General features: G+C 72.9%; 24 protein-coding genes and 1 riboswitch. Of the genes, 11 read left to right on the top strand and 13 right to left on the bottom strand.

Annotated features, from left to right (window positions below; genetic code table 11):
* Positions 1 to 199 precede the first annotated feature (199 nt).
* From IE95_RS0101460 to IE95_RS18520, 4 genes are read right to left on the bottom strand one after another with little or no spacing between them, the layout of a single operon-like run.
* Positions 200 to 1,399 (bottom strand): ABC transporter permease, encoded by a 1,200-nt coding sequence (locus IE95_RS0101460; RefSeq protein ID WP_030144191.1) that lies wholly within the window; start codon positions 1,397 to 1,399, stop codon positions 200 to 202.
* A complete protein-coding gene (locus IE95_RS0101455) occupies positions 1,393 to 2,235 on the bottom strand; it encodes an ABC transporter ATP-binding protein (RefSeq protein WP_420819372.1) in 843 nt (280 codons plus the stop codon). Before IE95_RS0101455 ends, IE95_RS0101460 begins: the two co-directional genes overlap by 7 nt.
* Positions 2,232 to 3,347 (bottom strand): peptidoglycan-binding protein, encoded by a 1,116-nt coding sequence (locus IE95_RS0101450; RefSeq protein ID WP_206053277.1) that lies wholly within the window; start codon positions 3,345 to 3,347, stop codon positions 2,232 to 2,234. Before IE95_RS0101450 ends, IE95_RS0101455 begins: the two co-directional genes overlap by 4 nt.
* The gene (locus tag IE95_RS18520) at positions 3,344 to 3,961 is read right to left on the bottom strand and encodes a hypothetical protein (protein ID WP_051702561.1); all 618 of its coding nucleotides are present in this window, start codon (positions 3,959 to 3,961) and stop codon (positions 3,344 to 3,346) included. Before IE95_RS18520 ends, IE95_RS0101450 begins: the two co-directional genes overlap by 4 nt.
* 114 nt (positions 3,962 to 4,075) lie before the next feature.
* Between IE95_RS18520 and IE95_RS0101440 the strand changes: the two genes are divergently transcribed.
* Both IE95_RS0101440 and IE95_RS0101435 read left to right on the top strand, forming a co-directional pair.
* Positions 4,076 to 4,732: a response regulator transcription factor gene (locus IE95_RS0101440; RefSeq protein ID WP_030144187.1), complete on the top strand. Its 657-nt coding sequence runs from the start codon at positions 4,076 to 4,078 to the stop codon at positions 4,730 to 4,732.
* Positions 4,729 to 6,096 carry a sensor histidine kinase gene (locus IE95_RS0101435; RefSeq protein ID WP_051702560.1) on the top strand — a complete coding sequence of 456 codons (1,368 nt, stop codon included), beginning with the start codon at positions 4,729 to 4,731 and terminating at the stop codon, positions 6,094 to 6,096. The genes IE95_RS0101440 and IE95_RS0101435 overlap by 4 nt, the downstream gene beginning before the upstream one ends.
* Here the strand turns inward: IE95_RS0101435 and IE95_RS0101430 are convergent.
* The 3 genes from IE95_RS0101430 to IE95_RS0101420 form a co-directional block, all read right to left on the bottom strand.
* Complete coding sequence (locus tag IE95_RS0101430; RefSeq protein WP_240666201.1) at positions 6,029 to 7,504, bottom strand: ATP-binding protein; 1,476 nt, start codon at positions 7,502 to 7,504, stop codon at positions 6,029 to 6,031. The two genes, IE95_RS0101435 and IE95_RS0101430, sit on opposite strands and share 68 nt — an antisense overlap.
* 99 nt (positions 7,505 to 7,603) lie before the next feature.
* A complete protein-coding gene (locus IE95_RS0101425) occupies positions 7,604 to 8,209 on the bottom strand; it encodes a dihydrofolate reductase (protein ID WP_036570310.1) in 606 nt (201 codons plus the stop codon).
* Positions 8,206 to 9,018: a thymidylate synthase gene (locus IE95_RS0101420; protein WP_030144183.1), complete on the bottom strand. Its 813-nt coding sequence runs from the start codon at positions 9,016 to 9,018 to the stop codon at positions 8,206 to 8,208. Before IE95_RS0101420 ends, IE95_RS0101425 begins: the two co-directional genes overlap by 4 nt.
* A gap of 108 nt (positions 9,019 to 9,126) precedes the next feature.
* On the opposite strand from IE95_RS0101420, the gene IE95_RS0101415 reads away from it, so the two are divergent.
* The 3 genes from IE95_RS0101415 (at position 9,127) to IE95_RS0101405 (ending at position 11,292) form a co-directional block, all read left to right on the top strand.
* Complete coding sequence (locus IE95_RS0101415; protein WP_051702559.1) at positions 9,127 to 9,603, top strand: OsmC family protein; 477 nt, start codon at positions 9,127 to 9,129, stop codon at positions 9,601 to 9,603.
* 64 nt (positions 9,604 to 9,667) lie between these two features.
* Entirely contained in the window at positions 9,668 to 10,702 is a 1,035-nt protein-coding gene (locus IE95_RS0101410) for a hypothetical protein (protein WP_206053276.1), read from the top strand.
* Complete coding sequence (locus IE95_RS0101405; RefSeq protein ID WP_164984107.1) at positions 10,699 to 11,292, top strand: SRPBCC family protein; 594 nt, start codon at positions 10,699 to 10,701, stop codon at positions 11,290 to 11,292. The genes IE95_RS0101410 and IE95_RS0101405 overlap by 4 nt, the downstream gene beginning before the upstream one ends.
* Before the next feature lie 114 nt (positions 11,293 to 11,406).
* Here the strand turns inward: IE95_RS0101405 and IE95_RS0101400 are convergent, their stop codons facing one another.
* Positions 11,407 to 12,156, bottom strand: coding sequence for a PadR family transcriptional regulator (locus IE95_RS0101400; RefSeq protein WP_030144179.1), 750 nt, complete (start codon positions 12,154 to 12,156; stop codon positions 11,407 to 11,409).
* 401 nt (positions 12,157 to 12,557) lie between these two features.
* Here IE95_RS0101400 and IE95_RS20790 point away from each other — a divergent pair, with 401 nt between their 5' ends.
* The 5 genes from IE95_RS20790 (at position 12,558) to IE95_RS0101375 (ending at position 18,140) form a co-directional block, all read left to right on the top strand.
* Complete coding sequence (locus IE95_RS20790; RefSeq protein ID WP_030144178.1) at positions 12,558 to 13,508, top strand: dimethylarginine dimethylaminohydrolase family protein; 951 nt, start codon at positions 12,558 to 12,560, stop codon at positions 13,506 to 13,508.
* Entirely contained in the window at positions 13,505 to 14,782 is a 1,278-nt protein-coding gene (gene rocD, locus IE95_RS0101390) for an ornithine--oxo-acid transaminase (protein ID WP_030144177.1), read from the top strand. Before IE95_RS20790 ends, rocD begins: the two co-directional genes overlap by 4 nt.
* Positions 14,783 to 14,792: 10 nt before the next feature.
* Positions 14,793 to 16,058, top strand: coding sequence for an aspartate aminotransferase type Ic (locus IE95_RS0101385; RefSeq protein ID WP_030144176.1), 1,266 nt, complete (start codon positions 14,793 to 14,795; stop codon positions 16,056 to 16,058).
* Positions 16,059 to 16,278: 220 nt separating this feature from the next.
* Positions 16,279 to 17,298, top strand: coding sequence for a daunorubicin resistance protein DrrA family ABC transporter ATP-binding protein (locus IE95_RS0101380; RefSeq protein WP_030144175.1), 1,020 nt, complete (start codon positions 16,279 to 16,281; stop codon positions 17,296 to 17,298).
* A complete protein-coding gene (locus tag IE95_RS0101375; RefSeq protein WP_030144174.1) occupies positions 17,298 to 18,140 on the top strand; it encodes an ABC transporter permease in 843 nt (280 codons plus the stop codon). The genes IE95_RS0101380 and IE95_RS0101375 overlap by 1 nt, the downstream gene beginning before the upstream one ends.
* An 88-nt stretch (positions 18,141 to 18,228) precedes the next feature.
* On the opposite strand, the gene IE95_RS0101370 is transcribed toward IE95_RS0101375, so the two are convergent.
* From IE95_RS0101370 to IE95_RS0101360, 3 genes are all read right to left on the bottom strand, one after another.
* A complete protein-coding gene (locus IE95_RS0101370; protein WP_030144173.1) occupies positions 18,229 to 19,179 on the bottom strand; it encodes a universal stress protein in 951 nt (316 codons plus the stop codon).
* Positions 19,180 to 19,365: 186 nt separating this feature from the next.
* Complete coding sequence (locus IE95_RS0101365) at positions 19,366 to 20,016, bottom strand: C40 family peptidase (protein ID WP_240666200.1); 651 nt, start codon at positions 20,014 to 20,016, stop codon at positions 19,366 to 19,368.
* 137 nt (positions 20,017 to 20,153) lie between these two features.
* A riboswitch (cyclic di-AMP (ydaO/yuaA leader) is annotated at positions 20,154 to 20,316 on the bottom strand.
* Between the two features lie 213 nt (positions 20,317 to 20,529).
* Positions 20,530 to 21,246: an iron-dependent transcriptional repressor DtxR gene (locus IE95_RS0101360; RefSeq protein WP_030144171.1), complete on the bottom strand. Its 717-nt coding sequence runs from the start codon at positions 21,244 to 21,246 to the stop codon at positions 20,530 to 20,532.
* A 133-nt stretch (positions 21,247 to 21,379) separates the two neighbouring features.
* Here IE95_RS0101360 and serC point away from each other — a divergent pair, with 133 nt between their 5' ends.
* Complete coding sequence (gene serC / locus IE95_RS0101355) at positions 21,380 to 22,513, top strand: phosphoserine transaminase (RefSeq protein ID WP_030144170.1); 1,134 nt, start codon at positions 21,380 to 21,382, stop codon at positions 22,511 to 22,513.
* Between the two features lie 4 nt (positions 22,514 to 22,517).
* Here the strand turns inward: serC and IE95_RS0101350 are convergent, their stop codons facing one another.
* Positions 22,518 to 23,864: an MFS transporter gene (locus IE95_RS0101350; RefSeq protein WP_030144169.1), complete on the bottom strand. Its 1,347-nt coding sequence runs from the start codon at positions 23,862 to 23,864 to the stop codon at positions 22,518 to 22,520.
* A complete protein-coding gene (locus IE95_RS0101345) occupies positions 23,861 to 24,328 on the bottom strand; it encodes a MarR family winged helix-turn-helix transcriptional regulator (RefSeq protein WP_030144168.1) in 468 nt (155 codons plus the stop codon). Before IE95_RS0101345 ends, IE95_RS0101350 begins: the two co-directional genes overlap by 4 nt.
* Positions 24,329 to 24,380: the final 52 nt, after the last annotated feature.

The raw sequence follows: 24,380 nt of genomic DNA, 5'->3' as shown, positions 1-24,380 counted from the left end.
CTCCCCTGTCGTGGTGCGGGCGGCCGGGCCGGTGGGGCGGGCTGCCTCGGGCCGACGGCGCCCGGTGGTGCGGCGTCGGCGGCTCGCACGCTACGCCGTCGGGGGTGACGCCGCGCCGCCGTCCCACGCTGAAGGACACCCGGGGTGTCAGAACGAGCGTGACCTCTGGTGCACGCTCGTTCTGACAACCCGGGCCGGGTCACACCGCCGTGAGCGCCTCCGTGGGGGACATCCGCGCCGCCCGCACCGCAGGGTAGAGGCCCGCGACCGCGCCGATCCCGAGCGTCGCGACGAGCCCGCCCACCACGACCACGGGCGGGACGGAGACCGGCCACTCCTGGGACGTGGCGTACCCGGCCGTGATGCCGACCCCGATGAGGACCCCGGCAGCCCCGCCCAGGAGCGAGAGCACCAGCGACTCCACGAGGAACTGGCCCCGGATCTGCCCCCGGGTCGCGCCGAGCGAGCGGCGCAGGCCGATCTCGGCGCGTCGTTCGAGGACCGAGATGACCATGGTGTTCGCGACCCCGATCCCGCCCACGAGCAGGGCGACCGCCCCGAGCCCGACGAGCAGCCCCGTGAACGCCTCGTCGGTGGCCTGCTGGGCCGCGAGCGCGTCGGAGGGGCGTGAGACGTCGACCTCGTTGGGCGCCTGCGGGTTGGCCGTGGCGCCGAGGACGCCACGGACCTGCTCGACGGCGTCCTCGCGGGTGCGCGTGTAGATCATGGTCGGCAGCTCGTCCCAGTCCAGGGAGGTCACCGCGGCCTCACGGCCCACGAGCGCCCCGAGGTCCATCTCGGGGGCGAGCGGCACGGGGTCGAGGATGCCCACGACCGTGAACCACTCGCCGCCGATCCACACCGTGACCGCCGGGTCCGGGGTCGTGATCCCCAGGCGTTTCGCGGTCGTGTGCCCCAGGACGACGGCCGGGTACCGCGCCGTCGCCTCCGAGAGCCAGGCGCCGTCCGCGACGGTGCCCCCGATGGACTCGAGCAGGTCGAGGTCGGCCGCGTACACGCCGATCCCGCCGGACTCCCCCGTCGGGACCAGGTCCGAGCGGTACGCCTTGGCGTCGAGCTGGGCGACCGACGTCGCGTTCTCGACGGGCGCGATGCGGCGCACCATGTCGACCGCCTCGGGCGGCAGGGTCGCGGCCTCGCCGAACAGGTCGGTCCCGGGCGCGACGCGCAGCAGGTTCGTCCCGAGAGCCGTGAGGGTCCGGTCGAGCTCGGCCCGCGACGAGCTGGAGATCCCGACGACCGCGACCATCGCCGCGATGCCGATCGCGATGCCCAGCGCCGAGAGCACGGCCCGCAGTGGTCGGGTGCGCAGCCCGGTCGCGCCGACGCGCAGGACGTCGGGCGGCCCGAGGCGCGCGGGGCGCAGGGTGGTCAGCACGGCGCCTCCTCGTCGGTCGTGGTCGCCGGGGTGTCCGCGAGGACCGTCCCCGCTCCGCCCGGTGGCAGGGTCCCGTCCGCGACGATCTCGCCGTCGCGCATCGCGACCTGCCGGGGCAGGGAGGCCGCGAGCTCGCGGTCGTGCGTGATGATGACGACGGTCGTCCCGGCCGCGTTGAGCCCCTGCAGCACGTCCATGACGCCGGCCCCGGCGGCCGTGTCGAGCGCGCCCGTGGGTTCGTCGGCGAGCAGCAGGGGCGGGTCCCCGACGACGGCGCGCGCGATCGCGACGCGCTGCTTCTCACCGCCCGACAGCTCGTGCGGGCGGTGCGTGAGCCGCTGTCCCAGGCCCACGCGTTCGAGGGCCTCGGCGGCCCGCCGGCGTCGCTCGCGTCGTCCGACCCCCCGGTACAGGAGGCCGTCGGCCACGTTGTCGAGGGCGCAGACCCCGACGGCCAGGTGGAACTGCTGGAAGACGAACCCGATGCGGCTCGCGCGCAGCGCGGACACCTCGCGGTCGTCGAGGTCCTCGACGAGGAAGTCGTCGATCAGGACCCGGCCCGACGTAGGCCGGTCGAGGGTCCCGATGACGTTGAGCATGGTCGACTTCCCCGAGCCCGACGGTCCGACGATCGCGAGCAGCTCGCCGCGGTGGACGTCCAGGTGGACGTCACGCAGCGCGGCGACCCCGCCCGGGAAGACGCGCGACACCTCGTGCAGGGTCACGACGGGGCCGCCGCCCGCACCGGGGTCGGTGCCCGGCGAGCGGGCCCCCGTCGCGGTACCCCAGGTCTCGGGGTGGGCCACGGCGTCGCGCGCGACGGCTACCGCGCTCACGACGGCATCCCGACGACGTCGCCCTCGGCCACGTCGCCCGTGATCTCGACGCTCCCGTCGGCGAACATCCCGGTGTCCACGGCCACGATCCGGGTCGCGCCGTCCTCGACGACCTCGACCCCGTACCCGCCCTCGGCGAGCGCGAGGAGGGCCGCGACGGGCACGGTCAGGACGTCGGGGCGCTCGGCCGCGACGAACGTGACCTTGACGGAGCCCGCGTCGGCGTCGGTCCCGTCGGGGAGCGTCACGGTCACGGGGACCGTGGTCTTGTCGGAGGCCCCGGGCATGCCGCTCTGGTCCTCGACGACCTCGGGGCTCCCGACGGCGGAGACCACCGCTTCCGTCGTCGCACCTCCCGGCAGCTCGACCGTCACGGTGCCGCCCTCGACGGCCCGGTCACGGTCGGCGACGTCGAGGTCGACCGAGATCGCCCGGTCGACCCCCGTCGTCGTGAGGATCTCCGCGGCTGCGGCCTCGCCGACGCGCGCGGTGAGCGCGTCGACCCGCACGGGCCCCTCGGCGACGAGGACGTCGGACGGGCCGACCGCGCCCGTCTTCTCGACCCCGCGGTCCTTCTGCCACTTCTTGACGGCCTGGGCGGTCGACTCCGTGAACTTCGTGTCCACGGTGAAGCCCGTGTAGCCGAGGGCCTTGAGGTTCTCCTCGAGCTGACGCACGTCCTCGCCCTCGGCGCCCGTGCCGAGCTCGCGGTACACGGGCAGCGTGCCGAGCAGGAGCACGGTCGGGCGTTCGTCGACCTTGAAGAGCACTCCCCCACGGTCGACGACGTCGCCCACGCCCGGCAGCCACGTCACCGTCCCCCCGCCCCCGCCCTCGGCTCCGCCGGCACCCTGGTACCCGCGTGCGACGGCCTCGCCGTAGCCGAGCGTGCCCTTGACGGTCGAACGCTGCACGAGGGTCTGCCGGGTCACGGTCGCGGTCTCCTCGGGACCGGTCGCGGCGGGCGCCGGGTCGTCCCCGCGGCCGAACCCCGTCAGCGCCAGCACGACGCCCGCGCCGATCACGGCGGTGCCCACGACACCGCCGACCACGAGCCCGCGGCGGCGGCGCTTCGGGCTCGGTGCCCCGGGCACCACGCCCCGGCGGCTCACTCGTCGCCTCCGGGCACGCTCTCGTGCACGCTGAGCCCGCCGCCGGACCCGGACTCGTTGCAGGCCTCGAGCGCGGCCTCGAAGGCCTCCATGTCGTCTCCCACCGTCCCGGCCACGGTCATCCCGCCGTTCGGGTCGGGGTCGGGCATGTCCATGCCGTGGTCGCGCATGCACTTGGCGAACGCACGCTGGGCCTCGAGGTCCTCGGGCGTCATCTTCAGGGGCTCGCCACCGTTCGGCATGAACTCCCGGCAGGCGTCGAAGGCCGCGTCCATCTCGTCCGTGCTGCCCGCCTCGACGGTGCCTGCCGCGACCGACAGTCCCCCCTCGGTGTCCGGGTCGGGCAGGTCGACGCCGTTGTCGCGCATGCAGCTCGCGAACTGCCGCGCCATGTCGTCGCGCTCGGCGTCGGTCATGTCCTCGTACGACGTCCTGTCCTCCGCCTGGCTCGTCTCGCCCTTCCCGCCGCCGGCGCTCGCGACGTCCGGGGCGTCGTCGGGCGCGCAGGCCGAGAGCGTGACCGTGAGCAGGGCGACGGCGAAGGCCGCGGCGGCCGAGCGCCGGCGCGCCACGGGGCGGGCCGCGCCACCGGGGCGGGTCGGGGAGATGTTCATGATGGTCCTCACGTCGGGAACGGGTTCAGGAGCAGTCCACCCGACCCCCTGTGAGGCCCTCGTGAGCCGCGACCTCACAGAGATCTCACAGCGCCCACCGGCATGCTCCTGGGTGTGCGAGTACTGGTGGTGGAGGACGAGGAGCTCATCGCGCAGGCCGTCGCGACGGGCCTGCGACGCCTCGCGATGGCGGTCGACGTCGCGCTCGACGGGCACGAGGCGTTGGCGCGGATCGACCTGAACGCGTACGACGTCGTCGTGCTCGACCGGGACCTGCCCGGCGTCCACGGCGACGACGTGTGCCGGGCGATCGTGGCCTCGGACGGGGACTCGCGCGTCCTCATGCTCACGGCGTCGGGCGGAGTGCTGGACCGGGTGACCGGGCTCGACCTCGGCGCCGACGACTACCTCGTCAAGCCGTTCGCGTTCGCCGAGCTGAGCGCCCGCGTCCGGGCCCTGGGACGCCGGGCCCGCCCGGCGGCGCCGCCCGTGCTCGAACGCTCGGGCCTGCGCCTCGACACGAGCCGGCACGAGGTCTACCGGGAGGGGCGCTTCGTGCACCTGTCGCGCAAGGAGTTCGGCGTCCTGGAGGAGCTGCTGCGCGCCGACGGCCGGCCCGTCTCGGCCGAGCACCTGCTCGAGAAGGTGTGGGACGAGAACATCGACCCCTTCACGGGCGTCGTGCGCTTCACCATCAAGCAGCTGCGACGCAAGCTCGAGGACGCGTCGCTCGTCGAGACCGTCACGGGCGTCGGGTACCGGGTCCCGTGAGGCTCCCCCGCCCCGCGCTGCGCCCGACCCTGCGGGCCCGCCTCACCGCCGTCTACGCCGCGGCGTTCGTCGTCGCAGGAGCCGTGCTCATCGCGGTCCTGTACGTGCTTCTCGCGGCGGCCATCGACCGGCAGCCGGTCGACTCGGTCGGTGTCGCGGTGGGCGCGGTCGAGGCGTCCGCCCCCGGGACGTACTCGACCCTCGACACGTCGTCGACGGCCGCGCTGATCGAGGGGCGAGCCCTCCCGCTGCACGCGGAGACGGTCGACCCCGCCATGACCCTCTCGTCCACGTCCGACCCGTTCGCGGACCTGCGCAAGGTCGTCGAGATCAACAACCAGGAGGCCCGCGACGCGACGCTGCGCAACGTCCTCACGTGGTCGATCCTCGCGCTCCTCGGGATCGGGGTCCTCGCGGTCGGCTTCGGGTGGGTCATGTCGTCCCGCGTCCTCGCCCCGCTGCACCGGATCACGGCCACGGCCCGCCGCGTCGCCGACGACAACCTGCACGAGCGCATCGCGCACACCGGGCCCGACGACGAGCTCAAGGACCTGGCCGACACGTTCGACCAGATGCTCGAACGCCTCGACCGGGCCTTCGACGGCCAGCGACGGTTCGTGTCCAACGCGTCGCACGAGCTGCGCACCCCGCTGACGATCACCCGCACCGTCCTCGAGGTCGCCCTCGACGACCCCGGCACGCACGACGACGCACGCCACCTCGGGTCGACGCTGCTCGCCGTCAACGCACGCCAGGAGCGCCTCATCGAAGGCCTGCTGACGCTCGCCGCCGTGGACCAGGCGCCGCTCGTCACCGAGCCCGTCGACCTCGCCGAGGTCGCCGCGCAGGCCGTCGCGACCGCCGGGACCGCGGCTCGTGACGCCGGTGTCGACCTGCACCTCGACACCGAGCCGACCCCGACGCAGGGCGACGCGGTCCTGCTCGAACGCCTCGTCCAGAACCTCGTCGACAACGCCGTGCGCTACAACGAGCCGGGCGGCCGCGTGGCCGTCGCGACGCGCCCCGGACCGGACGGCTCGGTCGAGGTCGCGGTCTCCAACACGGGACCCGTCGTGCCCTCCTACGAGGTCGAGGCACTGTTCGAGCCGTTCCGGCGGCTCGGACGCGACGGCGCCGTGGCCGACCGCCGCGGCGGCTACGTGCGCGGCGGCGTGGGGCTTGGGCTGTCGATCGTCCGCTCGGTCGCGACCGCGCACGGCGGCCAGGTCTCGGCCGAGCCGCGCGAGGGCGGTGGGCTCACGGTCGTCGCACGGCTGCCGGGGGTGCGGCGCCCCGTCAGCCAGGCATCGGCACCGGCACGTCCGAGCCGCCCTCGACCGTTCGCCGCGCTCCCATCTGGATGATCGCCGGGGCAGGCACGAACCCTCCCGCGACGAGCGCCTCGCCCTGCCGGAAGAACGGCGTGGCCGCGAGGAGCTCGGGCGGCGCGAAGCCGTAGACGGCCTCGAGCTCGGCCAGGTCGGCGGGCGAGCTCATGCGCATGACGATCACGTTGTCGCACTGCGAGAGCACGTTGGGGTGGATCTTGGAGGGCCGCTGCGTCGAGAGCAGCAGCCACAGCCCGAACTTGCGCCCCTCGGCGGCGATCTGGACCACGCGCTCGGTCGTGAGCCGTTGCAGCTGGGTCGCGGGCTCGGCCGAGACCACGTTGTGCGCCTCGTCGATCACGATCAGGCGCGGCTTGCGCTCGGCCCGGCCCGCCCACAGGTGGTCGAGCAGCGCGAGCGAGACCGCGAGCTGCTCCTCGTGCGTGTGGAGACTGCCCAGGTCGACCACGACCGCGCGCGGCCCCTCGTCGAGCACCTCGCTGACCGACTGCCCGACGCCCGCCCACACGTCCCAGTCGAGGACCCCGAGGTTCTCGACGCGCTGCGCGAGCGCGAGGGCGTCGGACTCCCCCGTGTCCCGGAGCGCCGTCGCGATCGTGTGCGGGTCGAGCACGGCCCCGGCGGCCGGCCCGGTCTCCTTCATCGCCGCCCGGGCCTCCTCGACCATGCCGTCGGGACCGATCGCGCTCTCGAGCATCCGCAGGAACGTGTTGTACTCGCCGCGGTCCGTCAGCGGGTCGAGCTGGAGGACCGCGGCCTGGCTCGCGGCCTCCATCGCGGTCAACCGGGCCGTCACGGGATGGTGGTCGCCGTCGTTGCGCAGGACGCGCACGTCGAGCCCGCGCAGGCGCGCGGCGTCGTCGGGCGACGCGGACTCGAGCAGCTCGCTGATCCGCACGAAGTCGGAGTTCGGGTCGAGGATGACCATGGGCAGGTCGGTGTCGATGAGGAGCTGTTCGAGGAGCACACCGAGCGCGTACGTCTTGCCCGAGCCCGACTGCCCGCACAGGAACGTGTGCCGGTTGAAGCGGTGAGGCTGGAGCAGGGCGTCCACCTTCCCGCGGCTGTGGTGCAGCTCGCCGATGCGCAGGGTCGCGCGCTCGCGCGCCTGGAGCGCCTCGAGCACCCCTGCGCCGGCGGGCGTGAGGTCGTGCGACGTGAACGGGTCGCCCCCGGACGCGACCACCGTGCCGTCCGGTCGCAGCTCCCCGAGGACCCGCCCGTGCCCGACGGCGTCGCCCGCCTTGGTCGCACGCGTCAGGACCTGCCCCATCACCAGGGCGCCGCCGGGGTGCTCGGCCGCCTCGGGCAGCGCGACCCTGATCGTCACGAAGTCCCCCGGCCCGATGCTCGACCCCCTCGGGAGCCGGTACGTGAAGCGGCGTCCGTCGAAGGACTCGGCGAGCGTGGTCTCGGTCGTCATGCGGGGCCTCCGGGGTCGCAGGTCGCGGTGCACGACAAGGATCGACCCCCGCGCCCGGAAGCGCACCCGCAGGCGAGGACGCGGCCCGGGCGGACCGGGTCAGCGCCGCCGCTCGTACGTGAGGAACCGGAACCGGACCCCGTCGGCCGAGGTCTGCCACCCGTCGGGGACCGCCCCCGCACCGCCCGGGCCACCCGGTGAGACCGCGAGCGCCCAGTCACCGTCCGGACCGGCAGCGAGCGCGGGCGCGAACGCGTCGCCGTCAACCACGAGGTCGATCTCCGTGACGACGCAGCGGTCCGCGAAGGGCAACGTCGCGGCGTACACCTGCGCGCCGCCCATGACCCAGACCTGCCCCGAACCCGACTCCTCGGCGGCGCCCGACGCGAGCGTCAGCCCCTCCTCGACGGACGGGGCGACCACGACGCCGGTGCCGTTCCTGCCCGGGCGAGCGGCGCCGTCGGGCTGCCAGTCCTCCTGGCGCGTGACGACCACGTTGAGGCGACCCGGCAGGGGGCGGAAGCGCGGCGGCAGCGAGTCCCAGGTGACGCGGCCCATGAGGACCGGGTGGCCCGTGGTGACGCGGCGGAAGTGCGCGAGGTCCTCGGGCAGGTGCCACGGCATCCCGCCGCGGGCCCCGATCACCGGGCGGCCCGCGGCGTCTCGCGCCTGGGCCCAGACCAGTCCGAGCGCCGGACGGCTCACACGGCCACCGGGGCCTTGATCGTCGGGTGGTGCTGGTAGCCCACGACCTCGACGTCCTCGTACGTGTAGTCGAACAGCGAGTCGCGCGGGGCCAGGCGCAGCGTCGGGGCCGGGTAGGCCTCACGGCCGAGCTGCTCGCGCACCTGCTCGACGTGGTTGTCGTAGATGTGGCAGTCGCCGCCCGTCCACACGAAGTCGCCGACCTCGAGGCCGGACTGCGCGGCGACCATGTGCGTGAGCAGCGCGTAGGAGGCGATGTTGAACGGGACGCCGAGGAACAGGTCCGCGCTGCGCTGGTAGAGCTGGCACGAGAGCCTGCCGTCGGCGACGTAGAACTGGAACATCATGTGACAGGGTGGCAGCGCCATGCCCCCGAGCTCGCCCACGTTCCACGCCGAGACGATCATGCGGCGCGAGTCCGGGTCGGTGCGCAGCGTCTCGAGGACCTGGCTGACCTGGTCGACGTGCTGACCGTCGGGCGTGGGCCACGACCGCCACTGGACGCCGTAGACGGGACCGAGCTCGCCGTCCTCGTCGGCCCACTCGTCCCAGATCTTCACGCCGTTCTCCTGGAGCCAGCGCACGTTCGAGTCACCGCGCAGGAACCACAGCAGCTCGTGGACGATCGACTTCAGGTGCACGCGCTTGGTCGTCACGAGCGGGAAGCCCTGCGACAGGTCGAAGCGCATCTGGTGGCCGAACACGCTGCGCGTCCCCGTCCCCGTGCGGTCCGACTTGTGCGTCCCGGTCTCCAGGACGAGCCGGAGGAGGTCCTCGTAGGGCGTGGGAATCGGCTGCTGCGCGGGCATGTTGCGAGTGTAGGCAAAGCGATCACCGCAGCGCGCTCCGGACCACCGGGCGTCCTGCGGTCCGAACACCCGGATCGGCACCACCCCGAGGATGGGAGGATCAGCAGCATGACGAACCCCACAGCCGCCGAAGAGATCCCCGCGTCGTCGCCGTCCCCCACGGACGCCCTGTGGGTCGAGCGCACCGGCACCCGCACCTACACCGGCTTCTCCGCGCGCGGCGCGAGCGTGTCGATCGGCCCCGCGAGCGCGGGCGCGGTCTTCACCCCGGGCGAGCTCCTCAAGATCGCGCTGGCCGCGTGCGCGGGCATGAGCAGCGACGCGCCGTTCGCACGCCGCCTGGGCGACGACTACGAGGTGACGATCCGCGTCGACGGCGCCAAGGACATGGCCGAGGACCGCTACACGGCCATCACGGAGCACTTCGAGATCGACCTGACGGGCCTCGAGGACGACGCGCGCGAGCGTCTCCTCAAGGTCGCGGACCGCGCGATCGAGACCACGTGCACCGTGGGGCGAACGGTCAGGAACGGTGCGACAGTGGAGCACACCTTCGGCCCGGTCGTGGGTGCGGTCGGCGAGTGATCGCCGCCTGATCGTGCGACCACGGGTCGCGGGGTCGCCAGGAGCCACAGGAGGGAGTCGTCCGATGGGTCGCAAGAAGAAGGACACCGACGCCCAGATGGCCGTCTGGGGAACGTCGGACAGCGTACGACCGGCGCCGCAGCCGCACTCGCACCTGACGGCGGTCCAGGACGCCCCCGAGGGGGCGCCGGCCGACGACTGGGGCGACCTGCGCAGCACGCCCCTGCTCGACGCCGCGCTCGACAAGGCCGTCACCATCCCGTCGTCGGTCATCCACGCGCACGTCGACGGGCTGCGCCGCCGCAACCCGCACGCGTCGCCCGCGCAGATCATCGGCATCCTCGAGCGCGAGTACCTCATGGTCATCGGCACGGCCGGGGGCGCGGTGGGGGCGGCAGCGGCCTTCCCGGCGGTCGGCACGGGCGTGGGCATCGCGCTGACGGCGAGCGACGTCGCGACGTACTTCGGGTCGTCGGCCGCGTTCTCGCTCGCGGTCGCGGACGTGTACGGCTTCGAGGTCGACGACGCCGCTCGCCGCCGCGCCCTCCTCCTCGCGTCGGTCCTCGGGGACAAGGGCTCGCAACAGGTCGAGAAGGCCGTCGGCGGGTCCGCCATGGCGTGGGGCAAGGTCCTCATGACGAGCATGCCGTCGAGCACGCTCAAGCAGGTCAACAAGGCCCTGACGAACAAGTTCCTGCGCACCCAGATGGTCAAGCACGGGGGGCTCGCGATCGGGCGCCTCGTGCCGTTCGGTGTGGGCGCGGTCGTGGGGGTCGCTGGGTCCCGCGCGCTCGGCAAGACCGTGATCAGCCAGACGCGGCGGGCGTTCGGTCCGCCGCCCCAGGCGTTCCGCCCGGTGCTGGAGGTCGTGGAGGTGCCCGACGGCGCCGCTCCCCCGCTGCTCGTCCCCGCACCTGCCGACCGGCTCGGCATCGTCGACGCCCCGGTACCCGGTGCGGGACCGGGGGCGGTCGACGAGGCCGCCGAACGAGAAGCCGCACGGCGGGCCCGCGGTGCGGACGGAGGCCCGGCGGGGACGGACGGCACGCCGCGCGGCCTCCGGTCCGTGCGGTGGCGCCGACCCGGGAGGGCCTCGTGACGTCTGGGGACCGGTCCGTGGCGTCCGGGGAACCGGCGGACGGTCGCACGGCCGGGCCGCACCGCGTCGAGCTCACGCACGTGCTCCCGCTCGGCGCCGAGCGTGCGTTCGCGCTCGTCGCGGACGTCCGGACCCACCCGCGGTGGGTGCCGCTCAGCCGGGGCGTCTTCCACGGTCCCGAGGGGTCGCCGGTGCCCGCGACCGCCTGGCGTCCGGGCGTCGGCGCCGAGTTCACGATGGTCTCGGGACCGTTCGCCCCGCAGGGCGCGCCGGGCTTCCCCGACCGGATGCGGATCACGCGGTGGGAGCCCCCCGGTGGCGAGGGGCGGGCGGGTCGCGCGACGTACCTGAAGCTCGGGCCGGCGCTGCTCGGGGAGGCGGGGATCGTCGTCGTCCCCCTCGCCGGTCACCACCTGCCCGCCGCGGCAGCGCACGAGCCCGTCGCGCGGTGCGCCGTGACCTGGTGGGAGGACGTGTACCTCGCGGGCCCGCTGCCCCGGGCCGTGACGGCCCCGTTCGCAGCCCGCGTGCTGGACCTCATGATCCGGCTGTCGCTGCGCCGTCTGGACACGATGGTGGCCCGGGGCTGAGCCCCGGTGCCCGGCACCCCGGTGCCGAACATGCGGTTGGCGTTCGACGAACATGCGGTTGGCGTCGAAATCCGACGGAATTCCGACGCCAACCGCATGTTCGGCACCGTGGGGTCAGGCCTCCGGGGACGGGGGCTCCTCGGCGTCCGGCGTCTCGGCCGGGCCCGCGAGGATCAGGTAGAGCTCGCGCCGCGTGCGTTCGAGGAGCGCCACGGCCTGGGCCGTCTGCTCGTCCGAGCCGGACCGGGCGACCTGCCGGAGCGCCTCGGCGACCTGCTGGAGCGCCCCGCGGAGCTGACGGGCCGGGCGGACCCCGCCGTCGGCCGCATCCTGCCAGGGCGTGCCGAGCTCGTCGGCGTGCTCGGTCACGTAGGTGCGGCCGTCGTCGGTGAGGCTCGCGAGCTTGCGCCCACCCTCGGCCGTGATGGTCACGAGGCCCTCGTCCTCGAGCAGGCTCAGCGCGGGGTAGATCGCGCCGGGGCTCGGGCGCCACGTCCCCGAGGTGCGCTCGCCGATCTCCTGGATGACCTGGTAGCCGTGCATGGGCTCCTCGGCGAGGAGGAGCAGGATCGCGGCGCGGACGTCGCCGCGCCCGGCACGACCGCCCGGTCCACGGCCACCGGGAACACGGCCACCGGGGCCACGGTGTCCACGACCGCGGGGGCCGCCGTCAGGTCCACCGACACGGCCGCCGCGCGGACCGCCGGGGAAGTCGCCCCCGATGTCGGACCCGAAGCCCTCGGGCTGGGGGAAGTCGTCGCGTCGGCGACGGGGTCGGCCCCCGAAGGGATCGAAGGCGCCTGCGCGGCCGGAGCGGTCGCGGGGCGGGCGGGAAGGGTCTGGGTGCTGGTGGGGGGTACGCATGGGGTGTCTCCTGACGAGTCCGTGTGTCTGTGGGTGCCCCTCCGCAGGGGCGTGCCGAGCGATGGGCTCGGGTGGCGGGTGCGGGCGGGTTCCCGTCGGTCCTCCGACGGGTCCTCGGTCTCGCATCCGGGTCGTCGACGCTGGGCGGCCTGTGCCGCACTCTCCACATCGATGCGTTAAAGATATATCGTTGACGTATCGATAGTCAACCCTCGGATCTCGATCGGGTTGCGTAGCCCTCCCGAGAACCGTCCAGGTCGTACAGTGACGGGAAGGCCCCGCGGCGCTCGCACCACGGGTGCCGTCGGTCACTCAGCAGTCACCCAGCAGTCACCGTGCAACGACGCACACCCCGCACCGTCGCACGTCCCACGCCCGCTCCGGACCAGACAGAGGCGCAGATGACGACCAGCACCCCGGCCACCGCACCGGTCCCCCGGCACTACCTGATGTGCCGCCCCACGTACTTCACGGTCAGCTACGAGATCAACCCGTGGATGGACCGCGCCCGCCCGGTCGACACCGCGCTCGCCGTCGCCCAGTGGGAGCGGCTGCGCGACGTCTACCTCGACCTCGGGCACCGCGTCGAACAGATCGCCCCCGACCCCGGCCTGCCCGACATGGTCTACGCGGCCAACGGCGCGACCGTCGTCGACGGCCTGGTGTACTCAGCCCTGTTCCGCCACCCCGAGCGGGCGCCCGAGGGCCCGGCCTACCTCAAGTGGTTCGCCGACCGCGGGTACGTCACCCACTCGGCCGACCACGTCAACGAGGGCGAGGGCGACCTCCTCGTCGCGGGCGACGTCGTCCTGGCCGGGACCGGTTTCCGCACCGAGCGCAGCGCGCACCAGGAGGCGGCGGACCTGTGGGGTCGCGAGGTCGTCACGCTCGAGCTCGTGGACCCGCGCTTCTACCACCTCGACACGGCGCTCGTCGTGCTACGCGGCGGCGAGGGCGCGCCGCGCGTCGTGTCGGGTGGCACGCCGCCGCCGTTCCTCACCCCCCTGCCCGACGGCGCCGCGCACCCCCTCGACCCGCCGCACCCCGGCACGGCGCACGCCGCGGTCGACGTGCCCGTGGACCTCGCGTACTACCCACCGGCCTTCTCGCCCGCGTCCCAGGAGATCCTGGCCGAGCGGTTCCCCGACGCGCACCACGCGACCGAGGCCGACGCCCTGGTGCTCGGCCTCAACGCGGTGAGCGACGGGCGGCACGTCGTCCACGCCCCGGCCGCGACCCACTTCGCGGGCGCCCTCGCCGAGCGCGGCTACGAGACGGTCGCGGTCGACACGTCCGAGCTCCTGCGCGGCGGCGGCGGCGCCAAGTGCTGCACGCTGGAGATCCGCTCGTGAGCGCCCGGAGCCAGACGGCCCCCGCCTCCGCGACCACGGCCGCTGCCGCTGCCGGTGCCGACCACCTCGCGCACAACTACCACCCGCTGCCCGTGACGATCGCGACGGGCGAGGGCGCCTGGGTCACCGACGTCGACGGTCGGCGCTACCTCGACCTGCTCGCCGGGTACTCGGCCCTGAACTTCGGGCACCGCCACCCCGCCCTGATCGAGGCCGCGACCGAGCAGCTCGGGCGCGTGACCCTGACCTCGCGCGCGTTCGACCACGACCTCCTGCACCCGTTCGCGGACCGCCTGACCCAGCTCATCGGTCCGCTCGTCACGGGCGGCGGCCCGGGCTCGGCGCCGATGATGGTCCCCATGAACACCGGCGCCGAGGCCGTCGAGACCGCGATCAAGATCGCCCGCAGGTGGGGATACGAGGTCAAGGGCGTGCCGGCCGGACGGGCGAGCATCGTCGTCGGGCACGGGAACTTCCACGGGCGCACCACGACCATCGTGTCGTTCTCCGACGACCCCGACGCGCGGGACGGCTACGCCCCGTACACGCCCGGCTTCCGGCTCGTGCCCTACGGCGACGCGCGCGCGGTCGCGGACGCGATCGACGAGACGACCGTGGCCGTCCTCATGGAGCCGATCCAGGGAGAGTCGGGCGTCGTCGTGCCGCCCGACGACTACTGGCCGACGCTGCGCCGCGTGTGCGACGAGCGCGGCGTCCTGCTGATCGCGGACGAGATCCAGTCGGGCCTGGGCCGGACGGGAACCACGCTCGCGTGCGAGCTGTGGGACGTGAAGCCGGACCTCGTGACGCTCGGCAAGGCGCTGGGCGGCGGCGTCGTCCCCGTGTCGGCGGTCGTCGGGAGCAGCGACGTCCTGGGCGTCCTGACGCCCGGCACGCACGGGTCGACGTTCGGCGGCAACCCGCTCGCGTGCGCCGTGGGGCTCGCGGTCGTGGCCCTCCTCGAGACGGGCGAGCACCAGGCCCGGGCCCGTGACCTGGGGGCGCACCTGCACGCACGCCTCGCGAGCCTGGTCGACGACGGTCTGCTGACGGGCGTCCGAGGTGTCGGGCTGTGGGCCGGGATCGACCTCGACCCGGCCCGCGGGACGGGCCGCGACCTGTGCGAGGCGCTGCTCGCGCGGGGCGTCCTGGCCAAGGACACGCACGGCTCGACCATCCGTCTGGCACCCCCGCTCGTCGTCGGCCGTCCAGACCTCGACCTCGGGACGGCCGCTCTGCGTGACGCACTGACGCAGCTCGCCGCGGATCGGTAGAGTCCGGAGGGTGACCACTCCTGCCTCTGACACCTCCACCCGCCTCGCCGAGTGGCAGCAGGCCTACACCGACCTGCAGTCCCTCGGCCTGAAGCTCGACCTGACCCGCGGCAAGCCCTCCGCCGAGCAGCTCGACCTCTCCGACGCCCTCCTGGCACTTCCGGGCGCAGGAACGGTCACCGACGAGAACGGCACCGACGTGCGTAACTACGGCGGGCTCGACGGCCTGCCGCAGCTCCGCCGCATCTTCGCCGAGCTCCTCGACGTCCCCGTCGACCAGCTCCTCGCAGGTGGCAACGCGAGCCTCACGCTCATGCACGACACGCTCGCGTTCGCGATGCTGTTCGGCCTGCCGGGCTCCGAGCGCCCGTGGGTGCGCGAGGAGAAGGTGCGGTTCGTGTGCCCGGTCCCGGGCTACGACCGCCACTTCGCACTGTGCGAGGCGTTCGGCATCGAGATGGTCACGGTCCCCATGACGGCCGACGGCCCCGACGCCGAGGCCGTGGCCGCGCTCGTCGCGGACGACCCGACCATCAAGGGCATGTGGGTCGTGCCGACCTACGCCAACCCGGACGGCTCCGTGGTCTCGCGCGAGGTCGCCCAGCGACTCGTCTCGATGCCCGCCGCGGCCCCGGACTTCCGCATCTTGTGGGACAACGCGTACGCGGTGCACCACCTCACGGACGTCGAGACCGAGTCCGCGCCCGCCCTGGCCCTGGCGGCCGAGGCCGGGAACCCCGACCGCGTGCTGCTCTACGCCTCGACCTCCAAGATCACGTTCCCCGGCGCGGGCGTCTCCTTCCTGGGCGCCTCCCCCGCCAACGTCGCCTGGTACAAGAAGCACCTCGCGGCCCAGTCGATCGGCCCGGACAAGGTCAACCAGCTCCGCCACGCCCAGTTCTTCGGGGACGCCGACGGCGTGCGCGCGCACATGCGCAGGCACCGTGACGTCATCGCCCCGAAGTTCGAGGCCGTCGACACGATCCTGCGCGAGCGCCTGGGGACGGACTCCGGCGCCTCGTGGACCGCGCCGCTCGGCGGGTACTTCGTGTCGCTCGACGTCGTCCCGGGGACCGCGGCGCGCGTCGTCCAGCTCGCCAAGGAGGCCGGGATCGCCCTGACTCCCGCGGGCGCGACGTTCCCGTACGGCAAGGACCCCCGCGACGCCAACATCCGCCTGGCGCCGACCCTGCCCCCGCTCGACGAGGTCCGGGTCGCGATCGACGGCGTCGCGACGTGCGTCCTGCTCGCGGCGGCGGAGAAGGCGGCGTCCTGAGCCAGCGCCCCGAACGTGTCAGAACGAGCGTGACCTCTGGCCCACGCTCGTTCTGACACGTGCAGCGCCCGACGGGCGGCCACGGACCCCTGGTCCGCGGCCGCCCGTCGTCGCATGATGGAGGTCTCGCCCGACCGCCCGCAGCACCGATGAGTTCGCACGCCCCGGACGGTCGAACACTGGACAGACCCGTGCACCACCCACGACACAGGGAGCACGCATGACCAGCGCACCAGACCTCGCGATCGAGGCCCACGGCCTCGTGAAGCACTTCAAGGAGACCCGGGCCGTCGACGGGATCGATCTCGCCGTCCCGACCGGCACCGTCTACGGCGTCCTGGGCCCCAACGGCGCGGGCAAGACCACCGCCGTCCGCATGCTCACGACGCTCCTGCGCCCCGACGCCGGGACCGCCCACGTCCTGGGCCACGACGTCCTCACCCAGCCCGACGCCGTCCGCTCGCTCGTGGGTCTCACAGGCCAGTACGCGTCGGTCGACGAGGACCTCACGGGCGCCGAGAACCTCGTCGTCATCGCGCGCCTGTACGGCTTCTCGACGCTCGCGGCGAAGCGGCGCGCCCTGGACCTCATGGAGGCCTTCGGGATCGCGGAGGCCGCGAACCGGCCCGTCAAGACGTACTCGGGCGGCATGCGCCGCCGCATCGACCTCGCCGCGAGCCTCGTCATGAGCCCGCGCGTGCTGTTCCTCGACGAGCCCACGACCGGGCTCGACCCCCGCAGCCGCAACCAGGTGTGGGACATCGTCCGCGTCCTCGTGGCCGACGGCGCGACCGTCCTGCTCACGACCCAGTACCTCGAGGAGGCCGACCAGCTCGCTGACCGCATCGCGGTGATCGACCACGGCAAGGTCATCGCCGAGGGCACCGCGACCGAGCTCAAGCGCTCGGTCGGCGAGGGCTCGGTGTCCCTGCGGCTCGCCTCGTCGGGCGACCGCGGCCGGGCCGCGGAGATCGTCGAGCGGGTGCTCGGCGCGGAGGTCGTGCTCGCGCAGGACCCGTACGCGTTCTCCGCCCGCGTGCCCGACGACGGCGCGGACCTCGCGGCACAGCTCCTGCCGGCCCTCGCCGAGGCAGGGATCGCGGTGCCCGAGTTCACGCTGGGGCAGCCGAGCCTCGACGAGGTGTTCCTGGCGCTCACGGGCCAGCCGGCCGACGAGGACGAGCAGAACGGCCACCAGCAGAGCGACCGCAAGCAGAGCGACCACGAGGAGGTGGCCTGATGGCCGCGACCCAGACCGAGGTGATCACGACCCCGGAGGCGCAGGTCCTGCGCGCGGCGATCGCGATCGACCAGCACCCGACGCGGCCCTCGCCGCTCGCGAACACCCTGACGTTCGCGTGGCGTGCGCTGCTCAAGATCAAGCACGTGCCGGAGCAGCTGTTCGACGTCACCCTGACGCCGGTCATCTTCACGCTCATGTTCACGTACCTGTTCGGCGGCGCGATCGCCGGGGACCCGGAGACGTACCTGCAGTACCTGCTGCCCGGCATCCTGGTGCAGACGGTCCTGATCATCACGGTGTACACGGGCTTCACGCTCAACACCGACATCACCAAGGGCGTGTTCGACCGGTTCCGCTCGCTGCCCATCTGGCGTCCGGCCCCGATCGTCGGGGCGCTCCTGGGCGACACGGTCCGTTACACGATCGCGTCGGCGATCACGGTCGGGCTGGGTATCGCGATCGGTTTCCGGCCCGACGGCGGCGTGGTCGGCGTCCTGCTGGCCGTGGCGCTGCTGCTGGTCTTCGCGTTCGCGATCAGCTGGATCTTCACGATCCTGGGCCTCGTCATGCGCACGCCCAACGCCGTGATGGGTGTCTCGATGCTGGTCCTCATGCCGTTGACGTTCGCGTCGAACATCTTCGTGAACCCCGACACGATGCCCTCAGGACTCAAGGCCTGGGCCGAGATCAACCCGGTGAGCCACCTGGCCACGGCGGTGCGGGCCCTCATGGCCGGCACCGCGACGTTCGACCAGATCGCGTGGGTCCTGCTGGCCTCGGTCGTGCTGACGGCGATCTTCGCGCCGATCACGATGCACCTGTACCGGACGCGCAACTGAGCCCGTGACCGGGGCCTCATGGCTCCGACCTGTCAGAGCGGGCGTGACCGTGGGGTCACGCCCGCTCTGACAGGTCGCGAAAGAGCCCTCAGCCGGCCGATGCCTGGCCGTCCGCCGCGGGCGTCCTGTCCTCCTCGCACCGCTTGGTCACGACCATCACGGGGCACGCAGAGTGGTGCAGCACGGCCTGGCTCGTCGACCCGAGGAGCAGGCCGGTGAAGCCGCCGCGTCCCCGCGACCCGACGACGATGAGGTCGGACGCGGTGGAGAACTCCGTGAGCAGCTCGGCACCGGTGCCGTCCAGCACGATGCGCTTGATCGACACGTCGGGGTTCTCGGCCTCGTGGCGGTTCACGATGACGTTGAGCCCCTCGGTGATGTCGTCGAGCACCTGCTGGTGGTCGATCGAGGCGGGCAGCCACGCGAGGAGCCCTGCGCCCGCACCCACGGGGACCCCCGCCACGGCGACGAGCTCGGCCCCCCAGGCCCGGGCCTGCTTGATCGCGTGCCGCAGCGCGATGTCGGCCGACGGTGACCCGTCGACACCGACCACGATCCGCTTCAGGGGGGCGACGGGAGGGAGCTCCGCGCTGTCGTCGGGTCCGCTCTTGAGCGGCACGACGACCGTGGGGCACCTCGAGTGGGCAGGCAGTGCCGACGACACCGTGCCCAGGAGGCGCTCGGTGAAACCGCCGCGCCCTCGCGTGCCGACCACAACCAGGCCGTAGTCCTTCGAGAGCTCGACGAGCACTCCGGCGGCATCCCCGGTGGCGATCGCAGCGGTGGTCGTGACACCTGCCGCCTCGGCACGCTGGGTGGCCTCGGCGAGGACCGCCTTGGCCCCTTCCTGGATCGCGGTGTCGTCCAGGGCCGCGTAGCCGCCGTCGAGCGAGGCCGCGGTGAAGGACGGCAGGGAGTACGAGCACACGATGTGCAGGGGCCAACCGACCTGGCGGGCGTACGCGGCCGCCCAGTCCAGCGCGTGCAGGCTGGGGGTCGATCCGTCGACGCCGACGAGCACGATCTCCGCACGGGTCATGGTTCCGTCTCCTTCCGAGGGCAAACGTCCATCCTGAGACAAACCTATCGAAAGAACTGGCAAAGTCACACCGGCGCGCGCACGCCGGGGGCGGGTCCGACGCAGAGAACCCCGCACTTCCGCACGAGGCGGACGGACGGGGTTCTCGGCCGGTCGGCGGAAGGTCTTCCGCTGTCCCGGGTGGTCTCAGGCGACGCGGATGAACGTCGGGTTCGACTGCCAGATCTGGCGGACCTGGATGGTCTTGCCGGGGCGCGGTGCGTCGATCTGCATGCCGTCGCCGGCGTAGATCGAGATGTGGCCGGGCGTCCAGATGAGGTCACCAGGCTGAGCGTCGGCGGCCGACACCTTGGTGCCGACACCACCCTGAGCGCTCGAGGTGCGCGGCAGGCTGATGCCGGCCTGGGCAAAGACGTACTGGGTGAAGCCCGAGCAGTCGAAGCCGTCGGGCGACGTGCCGCCGTAGACGTAGGGGACGCCCACGTAGCGGGTGGCGATCGAGACGATCGCGGAACCGGCGGCCGAGGCCGGGACCTGGACGGCCGGGGCCTTCTCGGTGGTCGCGGTGCTCGCGGCGGTCGAGGTGCGCTGGTTGGAGCGCGACGGGGTCTGCGTGGCGCGCGTCTCGACGACCTGCTCGACGACGGGCTCCGGCGCGGGGGTCACGGCGACGGCCGCGCTCTCGATCGCGAAGCCGGCCTCGGCGGCGACCGTGACGGCCGGCGCGGACTCGAGCGCGGCGCGGGCCTGGGCCGTGAGCGCGTTCAGGTCGACGGTGTTGAGCTTGGTCGAGTCCTGCTCGACCGGTGCTGCGTTGGCAGCCGTCCCGCCCAGCATCGAGACGATGAGTCCCGACGAGGCAGCGACGACAGCGGTGCGGCGGCCGACGGAGGAAGCCGTCGCCGCCGAAGCAAGGGTGGAAAGCGGGCGTCGTGCTGCACGATGGCGTGCGCCGTTCGTCACTGCGTTCACTAGTTACCTCTCCTGGACGCCTGCGAGGTCAGCTGTCGGGTTCGGGTGGGAGAATCACCCGGCCGTCAGGACCGAGGTCCTTCTGGCTTCACCCCAAGGGCACCGTTGCCGGTACCCGAATTTGGGTCCCCCGTCCCTGTCAGCGGGTCGTGGTGTTCCTCTCGCGGTGACAGGGTTAGGCGTTCCGCGCGAGGGCTTCGACGAATGAGTCTTCCGTGAAGCAGAACCGACCGTACAGGACCGCTCGGAGAATGTCACGTTCCCATCACGACGAGCTCGCAGACCCTGCCGGACCGGAGGAGACGTCCCGGCACAGCGCCGCCCCCGTACCTCGCCGGAGCGGCGGCACGGGGGCGGTGTCGGTCGTGGTGAGCCCGGTCAGGGCGCCGTGACGAAGATGTGGCGCGCGACGTCGTCGGGCAGGTCGAGGACCGTCTCCGCGCCGTCCGCGGACACCGTGAACGACCCCGTCGTCGGCGTGACCGTGACCTCCTGACGCGGCAGGATGCCCGCGGCCGCGAGACGCGCGAGCAGGTCCGTGTCCGTCTGGAGCGGCTCCGCGATGCGCTGCACGACGACGCGCAGCTCGCCGGGGGTGCGCCCCGCGCGGTCGGCCGCGGCCACGTAGGACGGCAGCGACACGACGCCGTCGAGGTACTCGATCTCCTGGATCTGCTCACCCAGCTCCGACAGGCCCGGGATGGGGTTGCCGTACGGGTCGTAGTGCGGGTGGTCGAGCAGGCCGATCAGGCGCTTCTCGACGAGCTCGCTCATCACGTGCTCCCAGCGGCAGGCCTCGACGTGCACGAACTCCCAGTCGAGCTTGATGACGTCCGTCAGGAGACGCTCCGCGAGGCGGTGCTTGCGCATGACGCGCTGCGCCTTGGCGTGCCCGTCGGGGGTGAGCTCGAGGTGACGGTCGCCCGTCACGACGACCAGACCGTCGCGCTCCATGCGCGCCACCGTCTGGGAGACGGTGGGACCCGAGTGGCCGAGACGCTCCGCGATGCGTGCACGCAGAGGGACGATCCCCTCCTCGTCGAGCTCGTAGATCGTCTTCAGATACATCTCGGTGGTGTCGATCAGGTCGGTCACGTCGCGCTCCTGTCGCTTGGGGGCTTGGGGGCACCTGCCGCACCGGCGGGCCGCTGACCACTAGTTTAGGTCCGAGCCACCGACATTGTGGACGGCGAGCGGTGTTCGCGCCAGGCCGGACTATCGTTGCCCCGTGCCTGAGCCCACCCAGATCACCGTCCCCCCGCACCTGCTGCCCAGCGACGGCCGCTTCGGCTGCGGCCCCTCCAAGGTCCGCGACGCGCAGGTCCGCGCGCTCACGGAGGCGGGCTCGTCCCTGCTGGGGACCTCTCACCGCCAGGCACCGGTCAGGTCGCTCGTGGGCCGGATCCGGTCCGGCCTCGCCGACCTCTTCGACGCCCCGGAGGGCTACGAGGTCGTCCTGGGCAACGGCGGGTCGTCGGCGTTCTGGGACGTCGCGACGCTGTGCCTGGTGCGCGAGCGCGCCCAGCACGCGGCGTTCGGCGAGTTCGGCGCCAAGTTCGCGACCGCGACCACGCGAGCCCCCTTCCTGGCGCCCTCGCAGGTGATCACCGCTCCCCCGGGGTCGGTGGCCCTCCCCGAGGCCGCGGACGGGATCGACGTCTACGCCTGGCCCCACAACGAGACCTCGACGGGAGCCATGGCCCCCGTGCGCCGCGTCCCGGGATCGCGCGAGCAGGGTGCGCTCACGCTGGTCGACGCGACGTCGGGCGCGGGCGCCCTCCCGGTGGACCTCGCGGAGACGGACGTCTACTACTTCGCGCCGCAGAAGGTCTTCGGGTCCGACGGCGGGCTGTGGGTCGCGATCATGTCGCCCGACGCCGTCGCGCGCGCCGAAGAGATCGAGTCCGGTGACCGGTGGGTCCCCGAGTTCCTGTCGCTCGGCGCGGCGATCACGAACTCGCGCCAGGACCAGACCCTCAACACCCCGGCGGTCGCGACGCTCGTGACGTTCGCCGAGCAGGTGGACTGGCTCAACGAGCAGGGCGGTCTCGCGTGGGCGAGCGCCCGGGCCGCGTCCTCGGCCCAGACCCTGTACGGGTGGGCGGAGTCCCGCGACTGGGCCACCCCCTTCGTGACGCGCCCCGAGGACCGGTCCACCGTCGTCGGGACGATCGACCTCGACGAGTCGATCGACGCGACGCGGGTCATCGCCGCGCTGCGTGCCAACGGCATCCTCGACGTGTTCCCCTACCGCAAGCTCGGGCGCAACCAGCTGCGCATCGGGATGTTCCCCGCGATCGAGCCCACGGACGTCGAGCTGCTCACGCGCAGCATCGACTTCGTGGTCGACGCCCTGGCCTGACCGCTCAGGCGGCCGTCGCGGCGTCCTCGGCGTCGTCCACGCCGAGCCGGCGACGCGTCTCGCTGCGCGCGTTGCGCTCCTTGGGGGTCCCGCCGTCCGGGTAGGTGACCACGAGGTGCGGGCGTCGGGTCATGCGGTACCTGACGGTGAACTGCCAGCTCCGCATGGCCCAGATCGCGGCCCCCACGGAGACCAGGAGCGCCGTGAGGGAGCCGATCCCGATCGCCCAGCGCGGCCCGTAGGCCTCGGCGATCCAGCCGACGATGGGCGCACCGACGGGCGTCGCTCCCAGGAACACGATCATGTACAGCGACATGACGCGTCCGCGCATGACGGGGTCGGTCGTCATCTGGATGGTCGTGTTGGCCGCGGTCATCATGGTCAGCGACATGAAGCCCACGGGGATGCACGCGATCGCGAACGTCGTGTAGCTCGGCATGAGCGCCATGACCCCGGTCGCGACCGCGAAGCCGAAGGCCGAGCCGATCACGAGCCGCACGCGCGGACGCTCCCGCCGGGCGGCCATGAGCGCACCGGTGAGCGACCCGATCGCGAGGATCGACCCGAGCATGCCGTACTCCCCCGCGCCCATCCCGAACTCGACGCGCGCCATCATCGCCGACGTGAGCTGGAAGTTGAGGCCGAACGTCGAGACGACGCTCAGCACGACCATGATGACGATGATGTCGGAGCGTCCGCGCACGTACCGGATGCCCTCGCGGATCTGCCCCTTCTCCCGGGAGGCGCTGGGCAGCCTGTGCATCTCGCGCGTGCGCATGCGGGACAACGCGAAGATGGTCGCACCGAAGCTGACGCCGTTGATGATGAAGACCCAGCCGGTGCCCACCGCGGCGATCAGCAGGCCCGCGACGCCCGGTCCGATGAGGCGGGCCGCGTTGAACGAGGCGCTGTTGAGACCCACCGCGTTGGACAGCTTGTCGCTGGGGACCATCTCCGCGACGAACGTCTGACGCACCGGTCCGTCGAGCGCGGAGACGCACCCGAGCGCGAGCGCGAAGCCGTAGACGTGCCACAGCTCGACGTGGCCCGACAGGACGAGGGCGCCGAGCCCGAGCGCGAGCACGCCCGAGGCGCCCTGCGTGGCCATGAGCATCTTGCGGCGCGGGAGGCGGTCCGCGAGGACTCCCGCCCAGGCGGACAGCGCGAGGACGGGCGCGAACTGCAGGGCCGTGATGACGCCGACGGCGACGCCGGAGTTCGCCGTCAGGACGGTCAGGACGAGCCAGTCCTGCGCGATGCGCTGCATCCAGGTCCCGATGTTCGCGACGAGCGCGGACCCGAACCACAGGCGGTAGTTGAAGTACTTGAGGGAGGAGAACGTCGCGCTCATCGGGCGGCGATCCGGGTCAACAGGTCACTGGCGCGGGCCAAGGTCTCTCTTTCGTCGGGGGTCAGGCTGGTCAGCTGCTGGGTGAGCCACGCGTCGCGGCGTCGACGGGTCTCCTTGACCTCGAGGACGCCGGCCTCGGTGAGGGCCACGACGACCTGGCGCTTGTCCGTGGGGTGCTCGAGCTTGTGGACGAGGCCGAGCTCGACGAGCGCGTTCACGGTGCGCGTCATGGACGGCGGGCGGATGCGCTCGTGGGTCGCGAGCGCACCGGGGGTCATCCCGCCGTGCTTGTGGAGCACGGTCAGGACGCCGAACTGGCCCTCGGGCAGGTCGGCACCGCCGCGCTGCGAGCGCAGGGCGCGCGAGACGCGTGTGAGGGCGACGCGCAGGTCGCCACCGAGGGTCGCGGGCCGACACTGCGCCTTCGTGGGGGACGAGGGCGAGGTCTGATCCGCAGGAGGCACATCGTTACCTTAACTCATTACCTTAGGTAAGGAAAGGGTCCGGGTGGGGTGA

Source organism: Oerskovia turbata, from assembly GCF_000718325.1.
Classification (GTDB): Bacteria; Actinomycetota; Actinomycetes; order Actinomycetales; family Cellulomonadaceae; genus Oerskovia; species Oerskovia turbata.
This window is presented reverse-complemented; position numbering and strand designations above follow the sequence as displayed.